This is a genomic window from Sorangium sp. So ce145, from assembly GCF_051525985.1.
Classification (GTDB): domain Bacteria; phylum Myxococcota_A; class Polyangia; order Polyangiales; family Polyangiaceae; genus Sorangium; species Sorangium cellulosum_B.
The window spans coordinates 10,499,424-10,522,844 of record NZ_CP150315.1 but is presented as its reverse complement, the minus strand read 5'-3'; the positions used below and the strand labels follow the sequence as shown (position 1 = coordinate 10,522,844).

At 71.6% G+C, this 23,421-nt stretch carries 17 protein-coding genes; 12 read left to right on the top strand and 5 right to left on the bottom strand.

Translation table 11 applies throughout. The features are described 5' to 3' along the window. Window positions 1-14: 14 nt before the first annotated feature. The 3 genes from WMF34_RS39115 to WMF34_RS39105 form a co-directional block, all read right to left on the bottom strand. On the bottom strand, window positions 15-386 hold the full coding sequence (locus WMF34_RS39115) for an RNA recognition motif domain-containing protein (RefSeq protein ID WP_012240305.1): 372 nt from the start codon (window positions 384-386) through the stop codon (window positions 15-17). 599 nt (window positions 387-985) lie between these two features. Continuing rightward, entirely contained in the window at window positions 986-2,113 is a 1,128-nt protein-coding gene (locus WMF34_RS39110) for a S8 family serine peptidase (protein WP_437990981.1), read from the bottom strand. A gap of 117 nt (window positions 2,114-2,230) precedes the next feature. Next, window positions 2,231-3,031: a metallophosphoesterase gene (locus tag WMF34_RS39105; protein WP_044966871.1), complete on the bottom strand. Its 801-nt coding sequence runs from the start codon at window positions 3,029-3,031 to the stop codon at window positions 2,231-2,233. A 210-nt stretch (window positions 3,032-3,241) separates the two neighbouring features. Between WMF34_RS39105 and WMF34_RS39100 the strand changes: the two genes are divergently transcribed. The 3 genes from WMF34_RS39100 to WMF34_RS39090 all read left to right on the top strand — a co-directional run bounded on the left by WMF34_RS39100 (window position 3,242) and on the right by WMF34_RS39090 (window position 4,140). Then, window positions 3,242-3,574 (top strand): hypothetical protein, encoded by a 333-nt coding sequence (locus WMF34_RS39100; RefSeq protein WP_044966869.1) that lies wholly within the window; start codon window positions 3,242-3,244, stop codon window positions 3,572-3,574. A gap of 72 nt (window positions 3,575-3,646) precedes the next feature. Then, window positions 3,647-3,880 carry a hypothetical protein gene (locus WMF34_RS39095; RefSeq protein ID WP_012240302.1) on the top strand — a complete coding sequence of 78 codons (234 nt, stop codon included), beginning with the start codon at window positions 3,647-3,649 and terminating at the stop codon, window positions 3,878-3,880. Between the two features lie 11 nt (window positions 3,881-3,891). Next, window positions 3,892-4,140 (top strand): hypothetical protein, encoded by a 249-nt coding sequence (locus WMF34_RS39090; protein WP_437990980.1) that lies wholly within the window; start codon window positions 3,892-3,894, stop codon window positions 4,138-4,140. Window positions 4,141-4,234: 94 nt separating this feature from the next. On the opposite strand, the gene WMF34_RS39085 is transcribed toward WMF34_RS39090, so the two are convergent. Continuing rightward, window positions 4,235-5,128 carry a fibro-slime domain-containing protein gene (locus WMF34_RS39085; protein ID WP_012240300.1) on the bottom strand — a complete coding sequence of 298 codons (894 nt, stop codon included), beginning with the start codon at window positions 5,126-5,128 and terminating at the stop codon, window positions 4,235-4,237. 523 nt (window positions 5,129-5,651) lie between these two features. Between WMF34_RS39085 and WMF34_RS39080 the strand changes: the two genes are divergently transcribed. From WMF34_RS39080 to WMF34_RS39040, 9 genes are all read left to right on the top strand, one after another. Continuing rightward, window positions 5,652-7,199 (top strand): YncE family protein, encoded by a 1,548-nt coding sequence (locus WMF34_RS39080; protein ID WP_012240299.1) that lies wholly within the window; start codon window positions 5,652-5,654, stop codon window positions 7,197-7,199. Continuing rightward, window positions 7,196-8,620 (top strand): hypothetical protein, encoded by a 1,425-nt coding sequence (locus WMF34_RS39075; protein WP_012240298.1) that lies wholly within the window; start codon window positions 7,196-7,198, stop codon window positions 8,618-8,620. The genes WMF34_RS39080 and WMF34_RS39075 overlap by 4 nt, the downstream gene beginning before the upstream one ends. Before the next feature lie 315 nt (window positions 8,621-8,935). Then, a complete protein-coding gene (locus tag WMF34_RS39070) occupies window positions 8,936-9,877 on the top strand; it encodes a hypothetical protein (RefSeq protein WP_437990979.1) in 942 nt (313 codons plus the stop codon). Window positions 9,878-10,256: 379 nt separating this feature from the next. Beyond that, window positions 10,257-15,962, top strand: a complete 5,706-nt coding sequence (locus WMF34_RS39065; protein WP_437990978.1) for an AAA family ATPase — start codon at window positions 10,257-10,259, stop codon at window positions 15,960-15,962. A 264-nt stretch (window positions 15,963-16,226) separates the two neighbouring features. Continuing rightward, window positions 16,227-17,591, top strand: coding sequence for a hypothetical protein (locus WMF34_RS39060; protein WP_437990977.1), 1,365 nt, complete (start codon window positions 16,227-16,229; stop codon window positions 17,589-17,591). 57 nt (window positions 17,592-17,648) lie between these two features. After that, window positions 17,649-18,689, top strand: a complete 1,041-nt coding sequence (locus WMF34_RS39055; protein WP_437990976.1) for an expansin EXLX1 family cellulose-binding protein — start codon at window positions 17,649-17,651, stop codon at window positions 18,687-18,689. 211 nt (window positions 18,690-18,900) lie between these two features. Beyond that, window positions 18,901-20,004 (top strand): alpha-hydroxy acid oxidase, encoded by a 1,104-nt coding sequence (locus tag WMF34_RS39050; RefSeq protein WP_437990975.1) that lies wholly within the window; start codon window positions 18,901-18,903, stop codon window positions 20,002-20,004. A 308-nt stretch (window positions 20,005-20,312) separates the two neighbouring features. Further along, on the top strand, window positions 20,313-21,230 hold the full coding sequence (locus tag WMF34_RS39045; protein ID WP_437990974.1) for a metallophosphoesterase: 918 nt from the start codon (window positions 20,313-20,315) through the stop codon (window positions 21,228-21,230). A gap of 656 nt (window positions 21,231-21,886) precedes the next feature. Continuing rightward, entirely contained in the window at window positions 21,887-22,636 is a 750-nt protein-coding gene (locus WMF34_RS39040) for a hypothetical protein (RefSeq protein ID WP_437990973.1), read from the top strand. Window positions 22,637-22,700: 64 nt separating this feature from the next. On the opposite strand, the gene WMF34_RS39035 is transcribed toward WMF34_RS39040, so the two are convergent. After that, window positions 22,701-23,396 (bottom strand): Kazal-type serine protease inhibitor domain-containing protein, encoded by a 696-nt coding sequence (locus tag WMF34_RS39035; protein ID WP_437990972.1) that lies wholly within the window; start codon window positions 23,394-23,396, stop codon window positions 22,701-22,703. Between the last annotated feature and the right edge of the window lie 25 nt (window positions 23,397-23,421).

Sequence of the window (23,421 nt, the reverse complement as noted above, 5' to 3'; positions counted from 1 at the left end):
TCGACCTTGCGGCGCTACCAGCGGTCGCGCCCACCACCGCCGCGGCCACCGCCGCGCCCGCCGCCGCCACCTCCACGGCCGCCGCCGCCGCCACCCCCGCGGAAGCCGCCACCGCCGCCGCCGCCACCGGGGCCGCCGGTGCGCTCGCGCGCCTCGTTGACCGTCAGGGTACGGCCGTCGAGGTCCTTGCCGTGCAGCGCATTGATGGCCGCCTGCGCCTGGGCATCGCTCACCTCGACGAACCCGAACCCGCGCGACTGCCCGGTCATCCTGTCCGTCATCAACTGAATCGAGAGCACCTCGACGCCGGCCCCTTCGAACGCGGTGCGCAGGCTGTCTTCCGTCGAATGGAACGCCAGGTTCCCCACATAAAGCCGCTTGCTCATGTCTGCCGCCAATCCCGTTGCACGATCCCCGCTTCCCTCGCGGACGGCCCGGATCGTGCCGCGGGCCGCACGCGAAAACGCTCCCCGACGACCGGCCGTCACCCCACGTTCGGACGAGGCAACCACGTTGCAGCAGGCGGCCGGATCAGAGGTCGAGGACGAACGAGCCTTGAGGCGCTCCGGAAGCTACCGGCCGGCGGCGGGGTACGCAAGGTATTCCCCCAGGCTGGCCGCGTCTGCCTGTTCCTGACCGCCGCCGCGCGCGGCGCGTCGGACGGCGGCGGCGGCGCGCACCCCCGTTGGATACGGCGCGCGCCTCGTGCCGCGATGCTCGGTGCGATGTGGACGAACGGGCTCCGGGCCTCCTCGCGCCGTTCGTGCTCGAAGTCCCGGCGAACCGGCCGTCAGACCGGCGCGGTACCCGGCCTGTCCGGAGCTCGACCTGGAGGTCCGTCGCGCTCGCCCGCGGCGAGCCCGCCGCCGTGCAGCTCGCGGCGATCGGCCGCTTCCAGGACGGCCCCGGGCGCGGCGTCACGGCGCAGGTCGGGCAGGTCAGCTTGAGCGCCAGCGACCTCTTCGCCGCGTGGAGGCGGGCGAGCTCACGCGGCGGCGCGCGCGGCGGCCACCGCGGCGCGGGGCTGCACGACGCCGAAGCCCTGCCGCTCCGGCGCGATGCCGGGCAGCCCGCGCGCCGTCTTCATCAGGATGCGCCGGCATTGCTGCGGGGAGAGGCGCGGGTTCGCCTCGAGCATCTGCGCCACGACGCTGCTCACGATCGGCGCGGCGAAGCTCGTCCCGTCCACGTGTTTGTAATGGCCGGAGATCACCTTCTGGTCGCGCAGCTTGGCCGCCGCGAGCTGGCGCACGAGGTACGGCTCGCGGCCGGCGATGGCGTCGAGGTCCGGATCGACGCACGCGTGCTCGACGAGCAGCCCGGGCAGCTCCTCGTCCCGGGCGCGGTCGAGCAGCGAGAGGAGCTGCGCCTGCGCCGCGGTCGGCGTCCCCGGCAGGATGGGCGCCGCCAGCCAGATCGCCGGCGCGATGAGCTCCGGCTTCTGCAGCCCGTCGAGGGTGAGGCCGTACGAAGAGTGGTAGTTCCACGTCTGCTCTCCTGCGCCGCCGTCGTCGAGCCCCCCGACGGCGATGACGCTCGGCGCGCTGGCCGGCGGCAGGACCCGGTGCCCCGGGTCGTGCCCTGCGTTGCCCGCGGCCGCCACGACCACGATGCCGTGGCGGGTCGCGTCGTCGGCGGCGCGCGACAGGCTCCCGGTCAGGTACGACTCCTCGTAATCGCCCCCGCAGGAGATGTTGAGCACACGGATTCCGTGCTGCTCGCGGTGCGCGATCACCCACTCGATGCCCCGCCGGATGTCGTCGTGGACGATGCGGTGGGCGAAGCCGACCTTGACCAGCACGAGGTTCGCCTCCCAGGCGAGGCCGCGGAAGCGCCCGTCGGAGAGCGCGCCGTTCCCGGCGGCGACCACCGAGGTCATCATGCCGTGCCACGACGAGGCGTCGCCGCGCTCGAGCGCCGAGGGGCCCGCCTCGGGCGCGAACAGATCGTGGTAGGCGAGGACGCGGTTCCTGGGCGTGGTGAGGTCCGGGTGGGCGTAAAAGCCGGAGTCGAGGAAGGCGATGGTGACGCCGCGGCCGGCGTAGCCGGGGTCCGCGTGCAACCGGTCCGCGATGGGCAGGATACGCCTGGGGTCGAGGTCGCTCGGAGGCATGGGCAGGACACTATTCCACCGTTTCGCCGCCTGGGCGTGCGGGAATTCCGCGCGAGCCCGCTCGCTCGTCCGACTGGCATGCTGAGCGCTGGGCTCTGCTCGTGAGCCCATCGCGCTTCACTCGATCTCCACGATCGAGCCGTCGGCGCGTGCCTCGAACACGCCGAGCGCGTCCTTGCCCGTGTCGATGTGTCCCATCGCGGCGAAGGCGCTCGGGCCGATCCGCGAGCGGTGCCGCCAGTGCATGTGACCCGCGACAACGAGCTTGGGCCGCAGCGAATCGACGACCAGCCGCGCGAGCTCACTGCCCACCTCCTCGGGGCGGTGCGCGCGGCGCATGCCCGCGAGCTCCGCTTCCTGCTCGGGCTCGATCGCTCCGCGCGGCCACTCGTGCAGCACGAGGATGTCGCAGCTGCCGTAGCTCGCGGCCTTCATCACCTCGTCTTCGGTGTAGTAAGCGAAGAGCTTCTTCTTCTGACTTTTGATCTCGCGCAGCGGCGGCCGCCAGGCGAGCGCGCCTTCCGAGTAGATGCCGCTCAGGCCCACCACCCTGAGGCCCGCGACCTCGACGCGACCGACGCGGCCGAGGTAGTAGCAGTTCGGCGCGATCTCGCCGCCTCTGGGGAACTGGTCGAGGAACCCGTAGGGCTCGTGGTTGCCGCCGATGAAGTAGATCGGCCACTCGAAGCTCGCCATGCCCTGGTCGAAGGCCCAGAAATCACCGAGATCCCGGTACTTCTGCGGGAGCGAGGCCGTGGCCAGATCGTCCTCGTGGCGGTGTGGCTCGAAGTCCCCGACCTGCAGCACGAAATCGATGTGACGGCGATGGCGGTGCTCCCAGGCGTCGAGCAGCTCGACCATGGAGTGCATGGCGCCATGCACGTCGCCGACGACGGCAACGAGGGTGGAAGATGTCATGCCCGTTCGCGCATTGTACAGGAACGCGGGTTCGACGGCTGTGCCCGCGCGCCTCGGCGTCGAGGACCCAAGCTGATCCGAGACCGCGCCCGTCGGCTGGGGACGCCCGCGCCAAGCCGCCCCGAAGCGGCGCAGGAGCCTGGCATCCATGGCCGGACATCCGGCGCGCGGCGCTGGACGGGCCCGCGCTGCTCCGGCAGGCTCGGGCGCATGAGGTCGTTCATCGCGACGATGGTGTATGAGCTCCACCCGGACACGCCCCCGGAAGCGAGGAAGCTCCTCCGCGCGCACCTCGTCGGCAGGCGCTGGCAGGACAGGCACGAGGGCGCGGCGATGCCGTCGACCGCGGTCTGGATCCGCCGCTCCGCGGAGGACCACGAGACGACCGACGACCTGCACGCCGCGTGCGCGCGCGACCTCGGCGACGCGGCGGCCGCCGTGGCGCGGGCGGGGCGGCCGATCCAGGTGCTTCGCGCGTGGATCCAGGTGAGCGGCGCGGGGACGTACGGGCTCGTCACGGTGCCGAGGCCGGCGGACGGCTGAGCGCGCGCGGCGGAAAGCCGCGCTCTGCCGCGGCGCTTCGGATAGGCTTGGATGGCTCGAAGGGAGGCTTGGATGGCTCGAAGGCTGGGTACTGGCGCGGCGCTGCTCTCGCTGGTCGCGCTCGCGGTCGGCTGCGGGGGGCTCTCGACGGAGGAGGCGCAGCAGCGCTGTGCCCAGCTGCGCGGCGCGGTGCCGTCCTGCTCCACCGACGAGAGCCACGAGGCGTGCGTGCGCTGCTACGAGGAGTGCGGCGACGCCTGCGAGCCGTCGGGGGCGTGCCCGCAGACGTTCACCTGCGCAGAATGAGAGGGAGCCGCATGAGCAAGGAGAGGAAGAGCTCGCTGTTCGTCGCCGCCCTCGTCGCGGTCGCGGGCGCCGTGTCCGGCTGCGGCGGCTACGACGCGGAGAAGGCGAGGAAGGCGTGCGCCGAGCAGGTCGGCGAGATCACCTCGCACGGGCTGGCCGCCTCGTACGCCGACTGCATGGACTGTTACCAGGAGTGCGGTTCGCGCTGCGCCGTGCTCGAGAGCGCTCCGCCGCAGTTCGCCTGCCCTGGCCTGCTCTGACGGATCGCCGCGCGCGCGCGAGCGTCGCGGGGAGGGGGCACCCCGACGAGGCGCCACGGGAGGGCCAGGCGCGCGGCCTCGCCCGTCGCCGGCGTCAGTTGACCTGGATGCCGCAGTTGAGGAACTCGATCGAGGTGTCGATCCGGAAGTGAGAGTCGGTCACGTGGCGCTCGGCGAAGAAGAAGTCGAGCTGATACGTCTTCCCGATCTCGAGCCCGAGGTCGTCGAGGTCGACGACCTCGGTCTGCTCGACGTGGATGCCCCCGAGGTCGACCACCTTCTTCCCGTTGATGTACGTGAAGACGTCGTCGTCGCCGGCGAACGTGAACTGCTCGCCGCCCTTGTACTGGAAGCCCATGTGCATCTCGAAGGTGAAATGGTAGTTGTGCGGCCGCCCCTCGTTGCCGAACAGCGCCTCGTCGATCGGGAAGAACGCCCGGTTGTTGTACGTCCACACGCCGTCGCCTTCGGGGTCCTCGAACTGCAGCGTGAGGTTCATCGGCATGTTCACGCCCTCGGTGTCGCGGAACCACACGTCGAAGTTCTCCTTGCCGGTCGTGGTCGTGGTGCCCTCGGCCCCGCCGGCATAGACGGGCTTCAGGTCCTCTCCGAGGGTGTCCGTGACGATCATGTGATCGTCGCAGTTGACGCACTTGCCCTCGTCCTGCGGCTCCATGTCGGGGTGCGCCTCCAAGAAGTCGCGCACCCGGCCGGTGAACTTGCCGTCGCACGATTTGCCGGTTCCCTGGTCCCCCTCGGGGTTCCCGCCGACACCGCTGCTGCCGACGCTGGGATTGACCGAGCCGAAGCTGTCATCGTAGCCGCCCGTCCCGCTGGGCCCGCCGGTGGTCCCGCCGGGCCCGCCCGCGCCCTGCCCCTGCGATGACGTGTCGCCCCCGCTGCTGCTGCTCCCCTGATTCTCCGCGCTACAACCACCCAGCACACCCACAAGCGCAAGCGCCGCCACGCACCCAGCCGTCTTTTTCATCGCCAACCTCGTTTTAAGATGCCGTCCCAAGACCCCGCCGGTAAATTAGCATGATAGTGTCCCCCCGGCGTGCTGACGTGGCGCGTTATCTGGTGGAATTGCACCCGGCAAATGGGCCTATTGTTTTGATGGTGCTGGGATTTTCTTTTGATGGTGTTCGCTGGGCGAATCATGGCGCGCAAGCGCGCCGGGAGCAGGGAGCACGTCAATTCGGTGATATCGACGCTTCGGCCACCCGGCGGCCGCCGGCCGACTCCCGAGCTGACGCCCAGCGGCCGACTGCCGAGCTGACGGTCACAACCATGTTCCCCTCTGCTGCGCCGGCGGCCCTCGCCCCGCCGCGCGAGGCGTCTTTCGTGGCGGTGCGATCTCCTGCCGCGTCGTTTCGGCCACGGCGCGGGCCGCGCGTGGCTTGGGCCACGCCGCCGGGGCCGCCGCGCCGGCACGAGGGGCTCGACTTCCGGGCACGCTCGGGTTACGCGAGGTCCGCTCGTCACGGACACGGAAGAGACGCAGGTGCGCGGTGGATCACGAGACGCGGAGCGATACCGAGCCCGGCTCCAGCGCCGCTGAGGCGCGGGAGGCTCGCCACGCCGCCGAGGCGAGCCCGGTGCCCGTCCCGTGGGCGGAGCCGGAGCCGCCGCCCCGGCGATCGACCGGCCCCGGCGAGGCGACCTGTCCTGTCTGCCTCGAGCGCATCGCCGCCGGGGTCGCCCTCTGCCCCGAGTGCGGGGAGCCGGCCGACGCGCCCAGGCGGCCGGCGACGGCGCCTTCGATCCCCGATGCCCCCAAGGACGCGAGCTGGCTCGCCCTCCACTGGCGCCCGCTCGTCACGATCGGCGCGATCCTGGGGCTCATCAGCACCGGCGGCGCGCTCCGTTACCTGGCGCCCCACCGGTTCGCGCCGTCCCGGGCCGCGTCGCCGGTCGCTCCCCCGGTCCCGGTGTGCGGGGCGCCGTGCTGGAGCGGCGAGTCGTGCCAGCTCGGCCGCTGCGTCTGGCAGCGCCCGAACGACGTCGGCCACCTGGCCGAGGCGCCCTCGATCGCCGGGCCCTTCTCGCTCCCCAAGGACGCGCTCGACGCGCTCCCGCTCGATCGCGACCGCTTCGTTGTCGCGCTCTCCGCCGGCCTGGAGGTGCGCAGCTCCCGGACCGGCCAGGCGCTGAGCCTCGTCTCCGAGGCGCCCCACGTCCGGCGCCTGCACCGCGTGGGCGACGTGGTCTACGCGACCGCGTCCTCGCGCATCTACGTGGTCGACGCCGCCACGACGCGGCTGCTCAAGACGATCGAGCTCGGCGAGGCCGTGGGCGACATCCAGGTCGGCGCCTCGGGCCGGCGCGCGCTCGCCTCGCTGCCGGCGGCGCACGCGGTGGCGATCCTCGCGACCGAGTACCACGCCGAGATCGAGCGCATCCAGTTCGGCGACGACGCCGTGGGCCCCGTGGCCGTGGACGACAGCGGCAGCCGGGCGATCACGACGACGGGCCAGGTCCCGCTGCCCGGCCAGCGCGAGCCGTCGGGCGGCGTCGCCTATCCGTTCGACCCGAGCCGGCTCGGCTCGGAGCAGGATCGCGTGCGCACCTCGATGGTGGGCAACCCGGCCAGCGCGCTCATGATCCCCGACGGCTCGGCGGGCTTCGTGGCCCTCCGGGCCGAGAACACGCTGGTGCCGCTCACCTGGCTCCCGTCGGGCGCGGTCCGGCAGGAGGCGCGCATCACGACGTGCCGGGAGCCGGAGCAGATCGCGCTCGTCCGGAGCGACCGGCGCGCGATCGTGCGGTGCAACGAGGGGCGGGCGATCCAGGTCTTCGATCTGTCGAAGCGCGAGCTGCTCCGCGCCGTCACGTTCCCCGGCCGCGCGCTCGACATGGCCGTCGCTCCCGACGGGGCGCAGGCGGTCGTCGCGCTGAGCGGCGACGGGGCGGGCTCGGTGGCCCTTGTCGATCTGAAGAGCTACGCGGCGAAGGTCCACCCGCTCGGCGGCGAGCCGACGCGGGTGCGGCTCGCCCCGGACGGCGGCTCGGCGCTCGCGCTCGGCGATCGCGCCAAGGTCGCATGGGTGCTGCAATGAGCGAGCGTCGCGTCCCGTGCCCGAGATGCGGCGCGCGGATCGTCGAGGGGGCGCGCAAGTGCCGCGCCTGCAAGGGGTGGCTCGGCGAGCGCCACCGCGGCTCCGTGGGGTCGCTCTCCGGCCGCGAGCCGCGCCTGGCGCGGGCCGCGGTGACCGTCGCGAGCGGCGTCGCGGCCGTGATCATCGCCACCCTGACCAGCCTGAAGTCGCCCGTCGGCGAGGCGCCCCCGCTGACCGCGCTCGCGCCGGAGGGCGCCGCCTCGCGCGCCGCGCGCGACACGGCGGACGACGCGCCGGACCCCGCCGCGTTCGGCCCCGACGCCGCCGAGCCCGCGCCGCCCCCGGCGGAGCCGAAGGGCCCCTGGCGCGCCCGCGAGTTCCGGATCGGGGACGTGCACCCGCTCGACGTGGTCTTCAACCCGAGCGGCGCGTCGATCTACGTCAGCGCCGACGACGCCTCGCTGCGCGAGTACAAGCTCCAGAGCGGCGAGCTCATCCACAAGGCGTCGATGCCGGCGCAGGGCGACCACATCCGGCTCCTGTTCGACCGCTACGTCGCGGTGCTGCGGCACCAGGACGCCGCGCGGATCCCGGTGATGGACACGACCGCGTGGGATCGCGATCCGGTCCTGCTCGACGTCGGCCGGACGCCGGGCGACATCGTGGCGCTGCCGGACGGCAGGACGGTGGTCGCGGCGACGACGGACACGAAGCGCGTGACGAAGTTCGAGCTGCCGACGGGGGTGCGGCTCGCGAACATCACGCTCCCGCACGCCACGGGGCAGCTGTTCCTCGTGCAGGCCGAGGGGCGCCCCTACATCGCGGCGCTCGGCGCGCTGACGCACGCGGGCCGGCCGGCGGGCGCGTGGATCGACCTGTTCGACCCGAGCGAGTCGCCGTTCGGCGCGACCCGGCGGAGCATCGCGGTCGGGCGCGAGCCGCGCGAGGGCGACATCACGCGGGACGGCGGCGCCGTGTTCTTCCCGGATCGGCTGTCCAACACGGCGATCCTGCTGAGCGTCGCCGGGGTGACCGAGACGAGGAAGACGCCCGTCGGCGTCGGGCCGACCGCGGGCTTCTTGCTCGATGAGGACCGGTACGGCATCACGCTCAACGCCGAGGCGCGGACCGCGAGCGTCATCGACCTGTCGACGATGCAGGTGAAGAGCACGCTCCCGCTCCGCGGGGTGCCGCTGACGGGCGTGACGTCGCCCGACCGGAAGACGCTCTTCGTGGCGCTCGGCGGGACCCAGTGGCCGCCGGTCGGCAGCGGCGTCGCGGTCATCGCGGGCGACCCGCCGAGGGTCGTCGCGTCGCTGCCCACGGGCAAGGGCGCGTGCGCCGTGGCGGTCTCGAAGGACGGCGCGCGGGCGGTGGTCGCGTCGTACTGGGATCGGTCGATCACGGTGCTCGAGCGGTGAGGCCCGGCCGCGGCGGCGGATCGGCGCTCCGCGCATCGCTCGCCCGCGGCTCGTCTTGATGGCCGGCAGGTTTCTCCGAGGTTCCGCGGCGCGCAGGTAACGACATCTCCGGCGAACAGAGGTGTCGAACAGGCGCCATCATTTCGTCCCTGTCATCTTTGCGAAACCTCTCTGCGCAGAGAGTGGGAGCAGGCTCAGCAGAGCCGACGGCAGTTCCGAAGGCCGTCTCGTTGCGTCGGCGACGAGGCCACAGCGGTTGTCCTGAAGCCCAACCCCCCTGCGCTGCCCATGACCAACAAGCATCCATGTCGTCCGTTGTTCCGTGTGTTCTTCGGCGCGAGCCTCCTTTGTCTGCCCGCGTTTCAGGCGTCGGCTCAGCCCGCGACGGAGCCCGCCGCCGCGGAGCCGCCGGCGGACAAGCCCAAGCCGCCTCCGTATTCGTTGCCGTTTCAGCTCCGTCCGGTGGTCGCCGTGTCCGTCGTGCGCTCCGACACCGCGATCGCCTTCTACAGGGCTCCTTCCGCGAGCTCCTCCGGCTCGACCGTCGCGTCCACGCTGCTCTTCAGCTACAAGGTGACCGACGATCTGGCCCCGCTCGTGCGGCTCGGCGTCGTCTCGAACTCCCCGCCTGCGGGCGACTCGGGCTTCGGGTTCATGAACCCTGTCGTCGGCGCCACCTACGCGCTGAAGCTCACGCCGGAGCTGCGACTCGCCCTGTTCCTTGGCCTCACGGTGCCCGTGGGCTCTGGCGGCGGCAACACGCCGAGCCCGGAGATGGGCCCCGCGAGGACGGCCGGGATCCACGCCCGCTCGGCGATGGATAACGCGATGTTCGCCGTCAACGACCTCACGGTCTTCCCGGGCGTCGGGTTCGCCTATGTCGCGCACGGCTTCACCGCGCAGGTCGAGGCCACGGTGCTCCAGCTCCTGCGGGTCCGCGGGGAGGACGCGCAGCCGGACTCGTCGAAGACGAACTTCACCGCCGGCGTGCACCTCGGCTACTTCGTCGTCCCGATGCTGTCGATCGGCGCCGAGCTCCGGCACCAGCGCTGGCTCTCGACGCCGGTCTCCGTGCAGAAGGACGCCTCCCGCGCGACGCGCGAGACGACGACGGTGGCCGTGGGGCCGCGCGGCCACTTCAAGCTGGGAGAGAAGATGTGGTTGCGCCCCGGCGTCGCGTTCGCGATGGGGCTCGATGATCCGATGAAGGCGTCAGAGCACAAGATCTTGCAGATCGACGTGCCGTTCGCCTTCTAGATTCCCGATCCTGATCCGACCATCGACCCAGGCTGGCTCGCCCGTCCGGTGCGACCGGCGGCCCGAGCAGCCGAGCGATCGCTTCGTGAATCCCCTCCTGCAGTCGCCGTCCGTCCAGGGGCGGGCGCAGCGGGGTCCTCGTGGTATCGATAGTGTATCGATACGGGAGGGGTCTGACGATGTCACGATCGCGGGAGCACGGGGCGGGCGGCGCGGTGTCCGGCGGGAGCCGTGTGTGCGCGCCGGTTGTGTGGCTGAGCCCCCTCGAGGCGGCACACGGGCTCGGCAGCTCCGGGGTCGCCGACGATCCCGATGTTCCGCCCGGCCGACCGGCGCCAGCGATTCGAGGCGTGTCGTCCTCGTGAGGCTGCCCAGGGAGATGGGCGCTCCCTCCCCGTACACGATCACCGGGACCCTCCACGAGGACGGAAGAACCCGCCTGCTTCGCGCGGTCCGGAGCGCCGATGGCCGCCCGGTGATCTTGAAGGTCATCGACCCGAGGAGCGGTTGCTCGCAGGACATCGAGCGACTCCGGCGCGAGTACACGATGGGCAAGGCTCTCCGCCACGAGGCCTTCGTCGAACCGCTCGCCCTCGAGACGTTCGAGGGGCTGCAGGCGCTCGTGATGGAGGATTTCGGCGGCGAGTCGCTCGATCACCTCATCCTCCTCGACGCGCCCATGAGCGCCGGGCGGTTCCTCGATCTCGCGGTGCGTCTCGTCACCTGTGTGGCGGAGCTCCACCAGCGGGACATCCTCCACAAGGATCTCAAGCCCCAGAACATCCTCGTCAACGCGACCACGGGCGAGGTGAAGCTCGCCGACTTCGGCCTTGCCTCCCGCCTCCCCCGCGAGCAGCCCCCGGTGGGGACTCCCCGGCTCATCGAAGGCTCCTTGCCGTACCTGTCTCCGGAGCAGACGGGGCGAATGAATCGGGCGATCGACGGCCGCGCAGACCTCTATGCGGTCGGCGTCACCTTCTACCAGATGCTCACGGGGCGCCTGCCGTTCGAGGCGCGGGATCCGCTCGAGTGGGTGCACTGCCACGTCGCCCTCGCCCCGCCGCCGCCCTCCGCGGTCGTCCCCGGGGTGCCCGAGGTCCTCTCGGCGATCGTCCTGAAGCTCCTCGCCAAGATGGCGGAGGATCGCTACCAGACCGCCCGCGGCCTCAGGCACGACCTCGATCGGTGCCTCTCGCAGCACCGGGCGTGTGGCAGGATCGAGCCGTTCTCCCTGGGCGAGCGCGACATCTCCGGCCGCGTCCAGCTCCCGCAGAAGCTCTATGGCCGCGAGCGCGAGGTGAGCGCGTTGCGGCGCACGTTCGAGCGCGTCGTGGACACGGGAGTCCCCGAGCTCGTCCTGGTCTCCGGCTATTCCGGCAGCGGAAAGTCGGCCCTCGTTCACGAGCTCTACAGATCGATCGTCCGGGAACGGGCCCTGTTTCTCTCGGGTAAATTCGAACGATCCAGGCGCGGCGTCCCTCACTTCACGCTCGTCCAGGCCTTCCGGGACGTCGTATGCGAGATCCTCGCCGAGCCCGAGGATCGGATCGCGGCGCTCCGGCAGCGGCTGCTCGACGCGCTCGGGCCCAACGGACAGCTCATCGTGGACGTCATCCCGCAGGTCGAGCTCGTCATCGGCCGGCAACCGCAGGTCCCTGAGCTCCCGCTGGCCGAGGCGCAGCACCGGTTCCGCGTCGTGTTCCGGAGGTTCATCGGGGCGTTCGCCCGGAAGGAGCACCCGCTCGTGCTCTTCCTCGACGATCTCCAGTGGACCAACCCCGCGAGCCTCGGGCTCCTTCATGATCTGATGACCCACCCCGAGGCGCGCCACCTCCTCTTCGTCGGCGCGTACCGCGACAACGAGGTGACGCCCTCGCACCCGCTCATGATGGCGCTCGACAAGGTGCGAAAGGACGGCGCGCGCGTCTCGGACATAGTGCTCGGCCCGCTCTCCCGGGAGCACCTCGGCGCGCTCGTCGGCGACGCGCTCCGCTGCCGCAGCGAGGACGCCGCGCAGCTCTCGGCCCTCGTCCACGAGAAGACGGCCGGCAACCCCTTCTTCGCGATCCAGTTCCTCACCGCGCTGCACGAGGAGCGGCTCATCGAGCTCGACGAGCGCGCCGAGCGCTTCCGGTGGGACGTCGCGAAGATCCGCGACAAGGGCTTCACGGACAACGTGATCGACCTGATGGTCGGCAAGCTCGTGCGGCTCCCTCCGGGCGCCCAGGAGGCGCTGAAGCACCTCGCCTGTCTCGGGAGCGCCGCCGGCGTCGACCTCCTCGCGATGGTCCGCGGCAGCTCGGTGGAGGAGACACACGCGGACCTCTGGGATGCCGTCCGCGCGGGGCTGGTCCTGCGCAGGGGCGCCTCGTACAGGTTCGTCCATGACCGGGTCCAGGAGGCCGCCTATTCGCTCATCCCCGAAGGCGAGCGGCCGGCGGTGCACCTCGGGATCGGCCGGCTGCTCGCGTCGCGCGCGGCGCCGGAGGCGCTCGAGGAGAAGATCTTCGAGATCGTCAATCAGCTCGACCGAGGCGCTCCGCTGATCACATCACGGGCGGAGCGCGAGCGGGTGGCTGAGCTCAACCTCATCGCGGGCAAGCGCGCCAGGGGGTCGAACGCCTGCGTCCTGGCGCTGAGGTATCTGGCCGCCGGCAGGGCGCTGCTCCCGGAGGATGGCTGGGAGCGACGGTACGAGCTCACCTTCGAGCTCGAGCTCCATCGGGCCGAGTGCGAGTACCTCACCGGCGATCTCTCGGCGGCCGAGGAGCGGCTCTCGGCGCTCTCGCGCCGCGCCGCGAGCCTCGTCGATCTGGCCGCCGTCACGTGCGTGCGCCTCGGCCTCTACACGACCATGGACCGCAGCGATCGCGGCGTCGACGTGGGCCTCGACTACCTCCGCCGCGTCGGCGTCACGTGGTCGCCGCACCCCACGGACGAGGAGGTACAGAAGGAATACGAGCGCGTCTGGGAGCTGCTCGGGAGCCGTTCGGTCGAGGACCTCATCGACTCACCCCAGATGACGGACCCGGAGTGCCGCGCGACCCTCGATGTCCTGACCCACGCGCAGTCGCCGGCGCTGTTCACCGACGCGAACCTGAATTGCCTCGTCGTGACGCGAATGACGACCCTCTGCCTCGAGCGCGGCAACTGCGATGCATCGTGCATCGCCTACACCTGGTTCGGCATGCTCCTCGGGCCGCGCTTCGGCGATTACCGCATGGCCTACCGGTTCGGCAGGCTAGGCCTCGATCTCCTGGAGCGCCGCGGGGCCCTGCGCTTCAAATCCCTCGTCTACCTGGGCTTCGGTCACCGGGTCAACCCGTGGGTGAGGCACATGCGCGCCGGCCTAGAGCTCCTGCGACGGGGCTTCGAGGCGGGGCAGGAGACCGGGGACATCACGTACGCCTCGTACAACAAGAACGGCCTGATCACGATCCTCCTCGCCGCGGGGGAGCCCCTCGGCGAGGTGCAGCGCGAGGCCGAGCGCGCGCTCGACTTCGTGCGGCGGGCGCGGTTCGGCCTCGAGGTCGACATCGTCACCGCGCAGCTCAGGCTCATCCGGGCCCTCCGGGGCCTCTTGCCCGATCTCTCCTCGTTCAGCGACGTCGACTTCGACGAGCGCCGGTTCGAGCGGCGCCTGGAGGGCGATCCGCGCCTCGCGATCGCCACCTGCTGGTACTGGATACGCAAGCTGCAAGCGCGCTTCCTCGCGGGCGATCTCGACGGCTCGCTCGAGGCCGCGGAGAAGGCGCGGCCGCTCCTCTGGACGTCGGGCTCGTTCTTCGAGGTGGCCGAGTACCATTTCTATGGAGCGCTCGCGCGGGCGGCGCGCTGCCGCGCGGCGGACGCCGCCGAGCGGCGCCGGCACCTCGAGGCGCTCGCCGCCCACCAGAGGCAGATCGACACCTGGGCGGAGAGCTGCCCCGAGAACTTCCGCGACCGGGCGGCGCTGATCGGCGCCGAGATCGCGCGTCTCCGCGGCGCATGGGACGACGCTGCCCAGCTCTACGAGCAGGCGATCCGCGCCGGGCGCGCGAGCGGCTTCGTCCACCACGAGGCGCTGGCCTACGAGATCGCGTCGGGGTTCTATCGGGAGCGAGGGTTCGAGCTGATCGCCGACACCTACCTCCGCGAGGCCCGCGCCTGCTATGTCCGCTGGGGGGCGGACGGCAAGGTCCGGCACATCGATCAGCGGAATCCGCGTCTCTGGGACGCGAGGCCGCTCGCCCCGACCGCCTCCTTCGCGGCGCGGTTCGAGCAGCTCGACCAGCTCTCGGTGATCAAGGCGTCGCAGACCCTCTCGAGCGAGATCGTCCTCGACAAGCTCCTGCGGACGCTGCTCACGGTCGTCCTCGAGCAGGGCGGCGCGCAGCGAGCTTGTCTCGTCCTGCACCAGGACGAGCGCCTCTCCTTCGGAGCCGAGGCCATCCTGGAGGAGAGCGGGGAGGTAAAGACCCTCCTCCCGCGCTCTGGGGAGGGCGCTTCACAGCGCGTCCCCATGTCGCTCGTCCGCTACGTGCAAAGGACGAAGGAGCGCGTCATCCTGAGCCCTACCGAGGCTCTCGACGGCAAGTTCTCCGGCGACGCGTACTTCGCGCGGCGCAAGCCCAGGTCGGTCCTCTGCATGCCCATCCTGAGGCAGGCGGAGGTGGCGGGCCTGCTCTACCTAGAGAACGACCTTCTCGCCGGCGCGTTCCCGCCGGAGCGGCTCACCGCCCTGTCCCTGCTCGCCGCGCAGGCCGCGATCTCCCTGGAGAACGCGCGGCTCCTCTCCAAGGAGCAGGCCGCGAGGACGGGGGCCGAGGCGGCGGAGCGGCGCGCGGCCTTCCTGGCCGAGGCCGGGGAGATCCTCTCCGGATCGCTCGATTACGAGGAGACGCTGGCGCGCGTCGCGCGGCTCGCGGTGCAATCGCTCTGCGACTGGTGCATCACCGATGTCGTCGAAGGCGAGCAGATCCGGCGAAGCCTCTGGGCGCACAGGGATTCCGCCAAGGAGTCGCTGATCGAGCAGCTGCGGCGTCGGTATTCTTCTGCCCTGGACTCGCCCCATCCGGCGGCCAGGGCGCTGCGGCGTGGTGAGCCGTTGCTTGTCTCCGGGTGCTCCGAGGAAGAGCTCCGGCAATACTGCGAGGACGACGAGCATGCGAGGCTCATCCACGAGCTCGGGGTGCAGAGCCTCATCGTGGTGCCGCTCATGGCGCGGGGGCGGCCGATCGGGGCGCTGAGCGTCGTCTCGTCCGCGCCGGGGCGCTGCTACGGGGAGGCCGACCTGGAGATCGTCCAGCACGTGGCGCACAGGGCCGCGCTCGCGATCGACAATGCGCGGCTGTACCGCGCCACCCAGGAGGCCATCCGCATGCGGGACGAGTTCCTCACCGTGGCGACGCACGAGCTCAATACGCCGATGACGTCGCTCACGCTCTCGCTCGAGGCCATGGACAGGAGCCTTCGCTCGGGTCGGCCCTGCGATCCGCCGGCGATGGGCAGGCAGGTCGAGCGCGCGCTGCGGCAGGTGAAGCGCCTGGCCCGCCTGAACCGCGAGCTCCTCGAGGTCTCGAGGATCGACACGGATCGGGTCTCGCTCGACCTCGCGGAGGTCGACCTCGGCGTGGTCGTGCGCGACGTGATCGCGCGGTTCGAGCTGGATCTGGCGCGCGCCGGCTGCTCGGTCTCGCTGAGGATCAGCGGCCGGAACGTGGGCTCCTGGGATCGCTCCCGCGTCGACCAGATCGTCACGAACCTCGTGGCCAACGCGATCAAGTTCGGCCCGGGCAAGCCCATCGAGATCGTCCTCGGCGAGGAGGCCGGGACGACGCGGCTCTCGGTGAAGGATCACGGGATCGGCGTCGACCCGGCGCGCCAGGAGCGGATCTTCGATCGCTTCGAGCGCGCCGTGTCCGAACGGCACTACGGCGGGCTGGGGCTCGGCCTGTACATCAGCCGCCAGATCGCGCAGGCGCACGGCGGCTCGATCCGTGTCGAGAGCGCGCCCGGCGCCGGCGCCACGTTCACCGTCGAGCTCCCCGGCGCCGGACCGCCGGTGTCGCCGCGCGCGCCGGTCTTCTCGAACGATTCGATATGATCGCGCGTCTCCCCAGGAGGCAGCTCACGCGGTGATTGCTGGGGATCGTTCGATTCGTCATAGCGTTCCCCTCCTTCGCGGGACCGATTCAGCAGCGGTGGTGAGAGCACCAGCCTTGGCGCTTCGCATGGACTCCCCCTTCGATCCGCGGGTCGTCACGGCATCCGGCGATGCTTCCCGGGTTGACGCTACACGCCGTCCGCCCGATAGCTTCCGCATGCGTTCGGGGAACATCCTGGCCCTGCTCGGAGTCGGGCTGCGGTGGTGAGCTATCCCCCCCTGGGCGCGCGCGTGCTCGTGTTGGCGGCGCTCGCCGCCTGCCGTGACGGCTCGGGTGCACCTGGCGCCGGGCCGGCGCCCGACGCGGGTGTTGTGGCGCCGGCGCCCTCCGTTGCGCCCACCGCGAGCGCGGCCAGCGCCGCGAGCGCACTGTCGCTGGACGCCGGGGTGGCGGACGCAGCAGCGGCAGATGCGGCAGCGGTGGACGCGGCAGCACCGGACGCCGCCGCGCCAGACGCGGCAGCTCCGGACGCCGCCGCGCTGGGCGCAGGCTGCAAGCTGCGCCGAGGGCCGCTCTCGCTCTCGCTCCGTGGGCCGGCGCTGCTGTGGTCTCCCGACGAGGCGGAGCGCGCCGACTTCCGGGTGATCTTCAACCGCGACGGCGTGGCGCAGCACGTCGCGCCGTCGTTCGGTGGGCTCACCGCGCCAGGCTCTCCGCCCGCGGAGGCCGCGCCCGACGCCGGGGAGGGCGCCGGCGATCCAGCGCGCGCCTCGTGGCCGGCGTGCGTGGTGGCCTCCCGGTTCGTGTACTGCATGGATCACGGCGGCACGATCCGGAGGACCCCGCTCGGCGGCGGCGAGGGGCCGCCCATCGGCGCCGGGCGCCGCGGCACGGGGATCTCCGCCGTCGCGCTGCCCGGAGGGCACACGCTGCTCGCCTTTCTCTCGGATCGGAAGACGAGCGAGGGCGCCGTGACGCAGGCCTTCGCTGTGCTCGACGACGGGGCCGCCGTGCCGCTCTCCGAGGAGGGCAGCGGCGCCACCTTCGTCGCGCTGTCGCCCTGGAAGGGAGGCGCGCTCGCGATGTACATCGACGCGCGCTCGGCGCTGACGCCGGTGCACGCCCGCACGCTGGGGCTCACGGCGGAAGGCAAGCTCGAGCTCGGCCCTGACGCGGTCGTCTTCGTCGGCGACGCGGGGGAATCGCGGATGGGCGGCGCGCTCGCCATCGGCGCCTCGGGGCCTGCGTACGTGCTCCTGCCGGCGGCGAAGGACATCTCGGCGTTCGGCATGGCGGCGATCCGCGTCGACGAGGCGCCGCGCGACGACATGCCCGCGGTCTGGTCGCTCTACCCGAACGGGCTCAGCCCCGCGCCGATCGCGGCCACGCAGGGCGTCTCGCCGATCCACGTGGCCCGGGTCCGGCCGGTGTCGCGCGAGCCCGGGGCGCGCCACGCGCTCGAGCTCGGGCAGCTCGACGGCGAAGGGCGGTTTCACGCGCGCTGCGTCGCGGTGGAGGGCAAGTCGTTCAAGCACGTGGCGATCGAGGCGGATCGCGGCGGCTCGCTGTGGATCGCGTACACGACGGCGGCCGGCACCTTCATCGAGCAGCGCGCCGCGGGGCCGTGATAAGCCAACCGCGTGGATTCGCGAATCCATTCCTATCGTAAATCTTAAGGAGTCGAGATGAAGCTAGGTTCTATGCCCAGGGGCATTTCATGGCCGCTCGTGTCGCTGATCGCGCTCGGCGTGGCTGGCTGCAGCGACGGCGGCGGCGGTGACGCCGGCAGCGCGGAGAGCGCCTCGTCCGCCGCCGGCGGGCCGGGGGGCGCGGGCGCGGTCGGCGCCAGCGCCAGCGCCGGCACAGGCGCAGGGGGCGGGGACGGCGTCACGACGGGCGCGGGCGCTGGTCCGGGCAGCTCCACGACGGCCGGCTCCACCTCCTCGACGAGCGGCGGCGGCGGCGGCGATCCCAGCGCCACGAGCACCGGCGCGACCACCTCGACGGGGACGGGCAGCGAGCCGGTGAGCTGCGACTATCCCGCGGAGTACGCGAACGGATCCATCACCTTCTACACGCTCGACATGGGCTCGACCGAGGTGAACTGCAGCTACCCGATCGTCGGGCGCAACCCGGACGTCGTCGGGCACGTCCCGTTCGGCGGAGGCCAGTACTTCGCCGCCATGAACACCGCCGACTACAACGCGGCGGCGATGTGCGGCGCGTGCGTCGAGGTCTCCCGGGACGACGGGCGCAAGGTGCAGGCCATGGTCGTGGACCAGTGCCCGATCGCCACGAACCCGAAGTGCAAGACGGGCCACATCGATCTCAGCAAGAACGCCTTTCTCAAGATCGGCGAAGAGCGAGAGGGGTATCTGGGGACCACGAACGGCGGCGCGGCGGGGAAGATCTCGTGGCGGTACATCCCGTGCCCGACGACGGGCGCCGTCTCCTTCCGGCTCAAGGAGCCGACCAACGTGGCCTGGAACCAGATCCTCGTCGAGGGGCACGCGCACCCGATCGAAAAGCTGGAGGTGGAGATCAACGGCACGTGGAAGACGGCCACGCGGGAGCCGTACAACTATTTCGTCGTCGGCGACGGGAACATGGGGAATGCGCCGTACCACGTCCGCGCGACCGATATCAACGGTTCCACCGTGGAAGCGATGCTGGAGCTCAAGGCCGGAAACCAGCCCGCGAGCGGGCAGTTCGCCGCCTGCAACTGAGACCGAGGCCTGCGCCCCTGCTCGAGGGCGGCCGCCCGGAGGTCCGGTGGTGGACGCGCCCCTCGCGCGGCGCGGCCGAGCTCCCACGGGCGCCGCGGCCGCGCCGGGCTGCGGGGAAGCGCGCTCGCCAGCCGGCTGGTCGCGGGGCCAGCTGGTAGGATGGGCGCCCCCTGCGGTCGGGACGCGCCGCCGGGATCTCCAGGAGAACACCGTGCAAGACCCTCGCCCCGCTCCGTCGCTGCTCACCGTCGACGACTTCGAGCGCGCAGCGCGCGCCCGGCTGTCGAAGATGGCCTATGACTACTACCGATCAGGCGCCGACGAGGGCCGCACGCTCCGCGAGAACCGGCGCGCCTTCCGCCGCCTCGAGATCCATTACCGCGTCCTCGTCGACGTGGCCGAGCGGGACATGAGCACGACGGTGCTCGGCACGAGGGTGCCGTTCCCCATCCTCGTGGCGCCGACGGCCTATCAGCGCCTCGCGCACCCCGACGGGGAGATCGCCTCCTCGCGGGCGGCCTCCGAGCTCGGCACCATCTTCACGCTCTCCACCCTCTCGACGACGAGCCTCGAGGCGGTCGCGGGCGCGTCTCCAGGGCCGAAGTGGTTCCAGCTCTACGTCCACAAGGATCGCGGCCTCACGCGCGCCCTCGTCGAGCGGGCCGAGTCCTCCGGCTACCGGGCGCTGATGCTGACCGTCGACACACCGGTCCTCGGCCGCCGGATAGCGGACGTGCGCAACGGCTTCGCGCTGCCCGAGGGGCTCGTGATGGCGAACCTCGTCGACGCCACGGCGGCCGCGCCGGCCGAGGAGCGGGGCTCTCTGCTCGCGTCCTACGTCGCCTCCCGACATGACGCCTCGCTGACGTGGCGCGACGTCGGGTGGCTCGCCTCGCTCACGAGGCTCCCTATTCTGCTCAAGGGCATCGTCAGGCCGGACGACGCGGTCCGCGCGCTCGAGGCGGGCGCCGCCGGCGTCGTCGTCTCCAACCACGGCGCGCGGCAGCTCGACGGCGCCCCCGCGACGATCGAGGCCCTCCCGGCGATCGCCGACGCGGTCGCCGGGAGGTGCCCGGTGCTGATGGACGGCGGTATCCGGTGGGGTACCGACGTGCTGAAGGCGATCGCGCTCGGCGCCCGCGCGGTGCTGGTCGGACGCCCAGTCCTGTGGGGGCTCGCCGCGCTCGGCGGCGAGGGCGTCGCGCGCGTGCTCGCGGGGTTGCGCGACGAGCTCTCGATCGCCATGGCGCTCGCCGGCTGTCCTACCCTGGCATCCATCGATCGCGACCTGATCCGACGAGCTCAGGCGCGATGATGGATGCCTGAGTCGCACGAGCGCGGAGTTTTCCAAGATCGGCGCTGTCTCGGGTACAGCCTGGCGGACGGCGGCGAGCGCGACGCGCACCTCGCCCATGTGCGCACGTCGACCAATTGCTGCGCTCCGCTGAACCGGGGTGTCAAGGCGTCTTCGACGAAAGAAAAGGTGGCGGCCATTCAGCCTCACCCTTACACTCGGCCATCGTGAGCAGCGCAGTACCTGCGAGGGAGCGGTGGCGGAGGCTCTTCACGCGAGGCGCTGGCGCCTCCGGGGGGGCGCCAGCGTCTGAGGGAGCGGACCCGACCATGGGGATCCGGCTCCGGCGCTTCGCGGGGCCGGCGGCCTACCTGGATCAGATGTCGTCGCTCCGGATTGCCCACCTGACCGATCAGCATGTCGGTCGCGTGACGTCGGTGCGGGTGCAGCGCGCGGCCGTCGCGCTGACGAACCTGCAGCGGCCCGACCTCGTCGTGCTCACGGGCGATTTCGTGTGTCACAGCCAGCTCTACCTCGATCAGCTGGAGGAGGTGGTGCGCGGCTTCGAGGCGCCGGTGATCGCCGTGCTGGGGAATCACGATCACTGGTCGGGCGCCGACGCGGTGAAGCGCGCGCTCGAGCGGGGCGGCGCCGCGGTGCTCTGCAACGCGAGCACGGTCGTCACGCTGGGCCATGAGCGGCTCCAGGTGGTGGGGCTCGACGACGCGTATACGGGCCACGCGTCGCTCGAGAAGGCGGTGAAGGGGATGCGGCGCGATCTGCCGACGCTGGGCCTCTCGCACATCGCCGAGGAAGCGGACGGGCTCTGGCGCCATGGCATCCCGCTGGTGCTGTCGGGCCACACGCACGCGGGCCAGGTGACGGTCGCGCGCCTGAACGAGCTCTCGATCGGCAAGATCGCGGGGCACCGGTACATTCACGGGCTCTACGGCACGCGCAAGCGGGGGGAGCCTGGCCAGGGGGCGGTCTACGTCGGGGCGGGGATCGGCGCGGCGGTGATGCCGTTGCGCCTCGGCGAGCGAGGCCAGCGGGAGGTCGCGATCTTCGAGCTCGGCAGCGAGCCGGGGTCGTTCGACGAGCACCACGCGGAGCAGGTGCCGCACCTCGGGCGCAAGCCGTCTCCGGAGCTCATGGCGAGCCGCGCGGCGAAGGTGGCGAGGAACCGGGAGCGGCGGGCGCGGGTGCACCGGCACGGCGAGGGGAGCGCCGGCGGCGGAGGGGCGTAGCGCCGCGGCGCCAAAGGCCGTCCCTGGTTGCGCAGGTCAGAGATCCTGCCAGCCATCGCGAAGCTCGGGCGCATCATGACGGTGCGGAGGCCAAACTCGGTGACGCCGACGAAGCCATCGACCCCTCCCCAGAACGCGATGTGCTTGCCCGTGCCTCCGAGGGCGACGCCGAAGCTCGCTCCATACATGGCGACGGAATAGAAGCCTTGCCACGAGCCGCCGACGTGGAGCCTGAGGCCGGCGCCGCGCTTCCACCCCTCCGGGCCACAGGATTCGACGGGCAGAGATCCAGGATCTCTCGTCAGACCTCGCTGCAAAGCGTGAAGGCGGCGCGGCGGAGCGCGGCGCCCGAGGATGCCGGCATCCTACCCCGGGCGCAGGACCGTGGCATCGGTCCCGCGCCCCGCGCACGATCGAGGAACCCCGCGGGTCGGTCGATTGGAATTGACGCCCGGCATGTGAACGTTCACATTTGGGGTCGCGCACATCCTCCTTTGGCTTCGTCCGGTAGGGTACCGGGCCGCTCACGAACCTGAACTGGCCACGCGAACGAGGCGCGATACCTGGGCAACCACGTTTCGCCTCCCCAGCCTTAACTGCCGGCGCCCTCGCCGGACTGGTGTAAAATGAGAGTCTCTCTGATCGTTGTTCCTGCGATGTTGGTCCTTCTTGCCTGCGGCTCCGACGCCGACCCGCCTGCGGACGACCAGGCCAGCGCCAGCACGACGAGCGCTGCGGGTTCAGGCGGGGGAGCCTCGACGGCCGCCAGCACGACCGCCTCCAGCAGCGCGAGCTCCAGCAGCAGCGGCGGGGCCGGCGGCAGCGGCGGGGCCGGCGGGGCCGGCGGCAGCGGCGGGGCCGGCGGCAGCGGCGGCCAAGAAGAAAACCTGCTCGCCGCGGCCGACAGCATCGACGGCTTCCGCTGGGAGATGCCGTGCGACAAGGACCCGGGCAACAGCGACGAGTGTGCGTGTTCGGCGCTGGTCGACGAGACCAAGACGTTCGGCGGCTCGCCCGACACGGTCTATCTGGTGACCGTCCGGCTCCGCGGCGTCGTCGAGCCGGAGACCTACAAGGGCGGCACGTCCGACGGCATGCACTTCCGCGTGGGCGGTACACCCGACAACGCGACGTACAACCGCTACAGCATCTCTGTCTCCGACCCGGCCGAGGTCTACTGGCTCAACGATAGCCCCACCGTGGGGCACGATACGTTCAAGATCGACCACACGAAGACCATTCCGATCCGGGGCGGAGCCAAGGTGTCCTTCAAGGGCGAGGATCCGAATCACATCAGCATCGCCAACTTCAAGCATCTGGTCGTGGACGGCGTCCCCCCGGCGCCCGAGCCGTACGTCGGTCAATTCATCCAGCTCGACGTGCAGTCCGTCGAGAAGAAGCCGTGAGCGCGCGCCGCGCCGCCCGCGCTCCTCGCGCCCGAGCCGCCGCGGAGCGGGGCGGCGATCTCGCTCACTCGATCGGCGCGTCCGCGCACGCGCCCCGCGCGTCGACGGAGGTGCCGCTCGCGGCCGCCGTGCAAGCGTTGGCGTACGTCTGGCCGTCACAGCCGCACACGGGCGCGAGCTCCTTCGTGCACACCTCGGGCTTCTCCGCGCAGGTGCCGGAGGCGTCCGCGCGCCCGCAGATCGCGGAGGGCGCGTACTTGCAGTAGAGCCCCTCGCCGCACACGCGCGGCCCGCCGAGGGTGAAGCCGCCACAGCTCTCGCCGATCCCAACGATCGTGGGGCCGCACTCCCCCGCGCTCCTCACCGAGACGCCGGCCGTGGCCGCGACGCAGCCGTTGCTGTACGTGCGGCCATCGCAGCCGCACACCGGATCGTACTGCTGCGGGCACGCGTCGGGCTTGAGCTCGCACGTGCCGCTCCGGTCGTACGCGCCGCAGCTCGCCTCGGGGGCGAAGTCGCAATATAGGCCCGCCGCGCAGCGTATGCCGGCGATGCCCCCGCACATGCCGCCGGGCCGCGCGCGGGTGAAGCCGCTCTCGTGATCGAAATATGCCGGTGCTGCCGCCACGTCGCTCACCGCGAGCGCGCCCTCGGCGGCCCCGGTCTCCTCCGCATCCGTGACCTCGGCCTCATCGTATGTCGCCGTGCAGGCGGCGAGCGTCACAGCGAACACGGCACCCAGAACATGTGTCATCTTCATGATCGTGAAAACTCCTCGTGAGCGT

What these genes read in the sequence shown, in the direction of transcription:
- WMF34_RS39045 (WP_437990974.1), top strand. Translation starts at nt 20,313, where the DNA reads ATGGGGATCCGGCTCCGGCGCTTCGCGGGGCCGGCGGCCTACCTGGAT.
- WMF34_RS39055 (WP_437990976.1), top strand. Translation starts at nt 17,649, where the DNA reads ATGAAGCTAGGTTCTATGCCCAGGGGCATTTCATGGCCGCTCGTGTCG.
- WMF34_RS39110 (WP_437990981.1), bottom strand. Translation starts at nt 2,113, where the DNA reads ATGCCTCCGAGCGACCTCGACCCCAGGCGTATCCTGCCCATCGCGGAC.
- WMF34_RS39090 (WP_437990980.1), top strand. Translation starts at nt 3,892, where the DNA reads ATGAGCAAGGAGAGGAAGAGCTCGCTGTTCGTCGCCGCCCTCGTCGCG.
- WMF34_RS39085 (WP_012240300.1), bottom strand. Translation starts at nt 5,128, where the DNA reads ATGAAAAAGACGGCTGGGTGCGTGGCGGCGCTTGCGCTTGTGGGTGTG.
- WMF34_RS39105 (WP_044966871.1), bottom strand. Translation starts at nt 3,031, where the DNA reads ATGACATCTTCCACCCTCGTTGCCGTCGTCGGCGACGTGCATGGCGCC.
- WMF34_RS39035 (WP_437990972.1), bottom strand. Translation starts at nt 23,396, where the DNA reads ATGAAGATGACACATGTTCTGGGTGCCGTGTTCGCTGTGACGCTCGCC.
- WMF34_RS39095 (WP_012240302.1), top strand. Translation starts at nt 3,647, where the DNA reads ATGGCTCGAAGGCTGGGTACTGGCGCGGCGCTGCTCTCGCTGGTCGCG.
- WMF34_RS39040 (WP_437990973.1), top strand. Translation starts at nt 21,887, where the DNA reads ATGTTGGTCCTTCTTGCCTGCGGCTCCGACGCCGACCCGCCTGCGGAC.
- WMF34_RS39115 (WP_012240305.1), bottom strand. Translation starts at nt 386, where the DNA reads ATGAGCAAGCGGCTTTATGTGGGGAACCTGGCGTTCCATTCGACGGAA.
- WMF34_RS39075 (WP_012240298.1), top strand. Translation starts at nt 7,196, where the DNA reads ATGAGCGAGCGTCGCGTCCCGTGCCCGAGATGCGGCGCGCGGATCGTC.
- WMF34_RS39100 (WP_044966869.1), top strand. Translation starts at nt 3,242, where the DNA reads ATGAGGTCGTTCATCGCGACGATGGTGTATGAGCTCCACCCGGACACG.
- WMF34_RS39065 (WP_437990978.1), top strand. Translation starts at nt 10,257, where the DNA reads ATGGGCGCTCCCTCCCCGTACACGATCACCGGGACCCTCCACGAGGAC.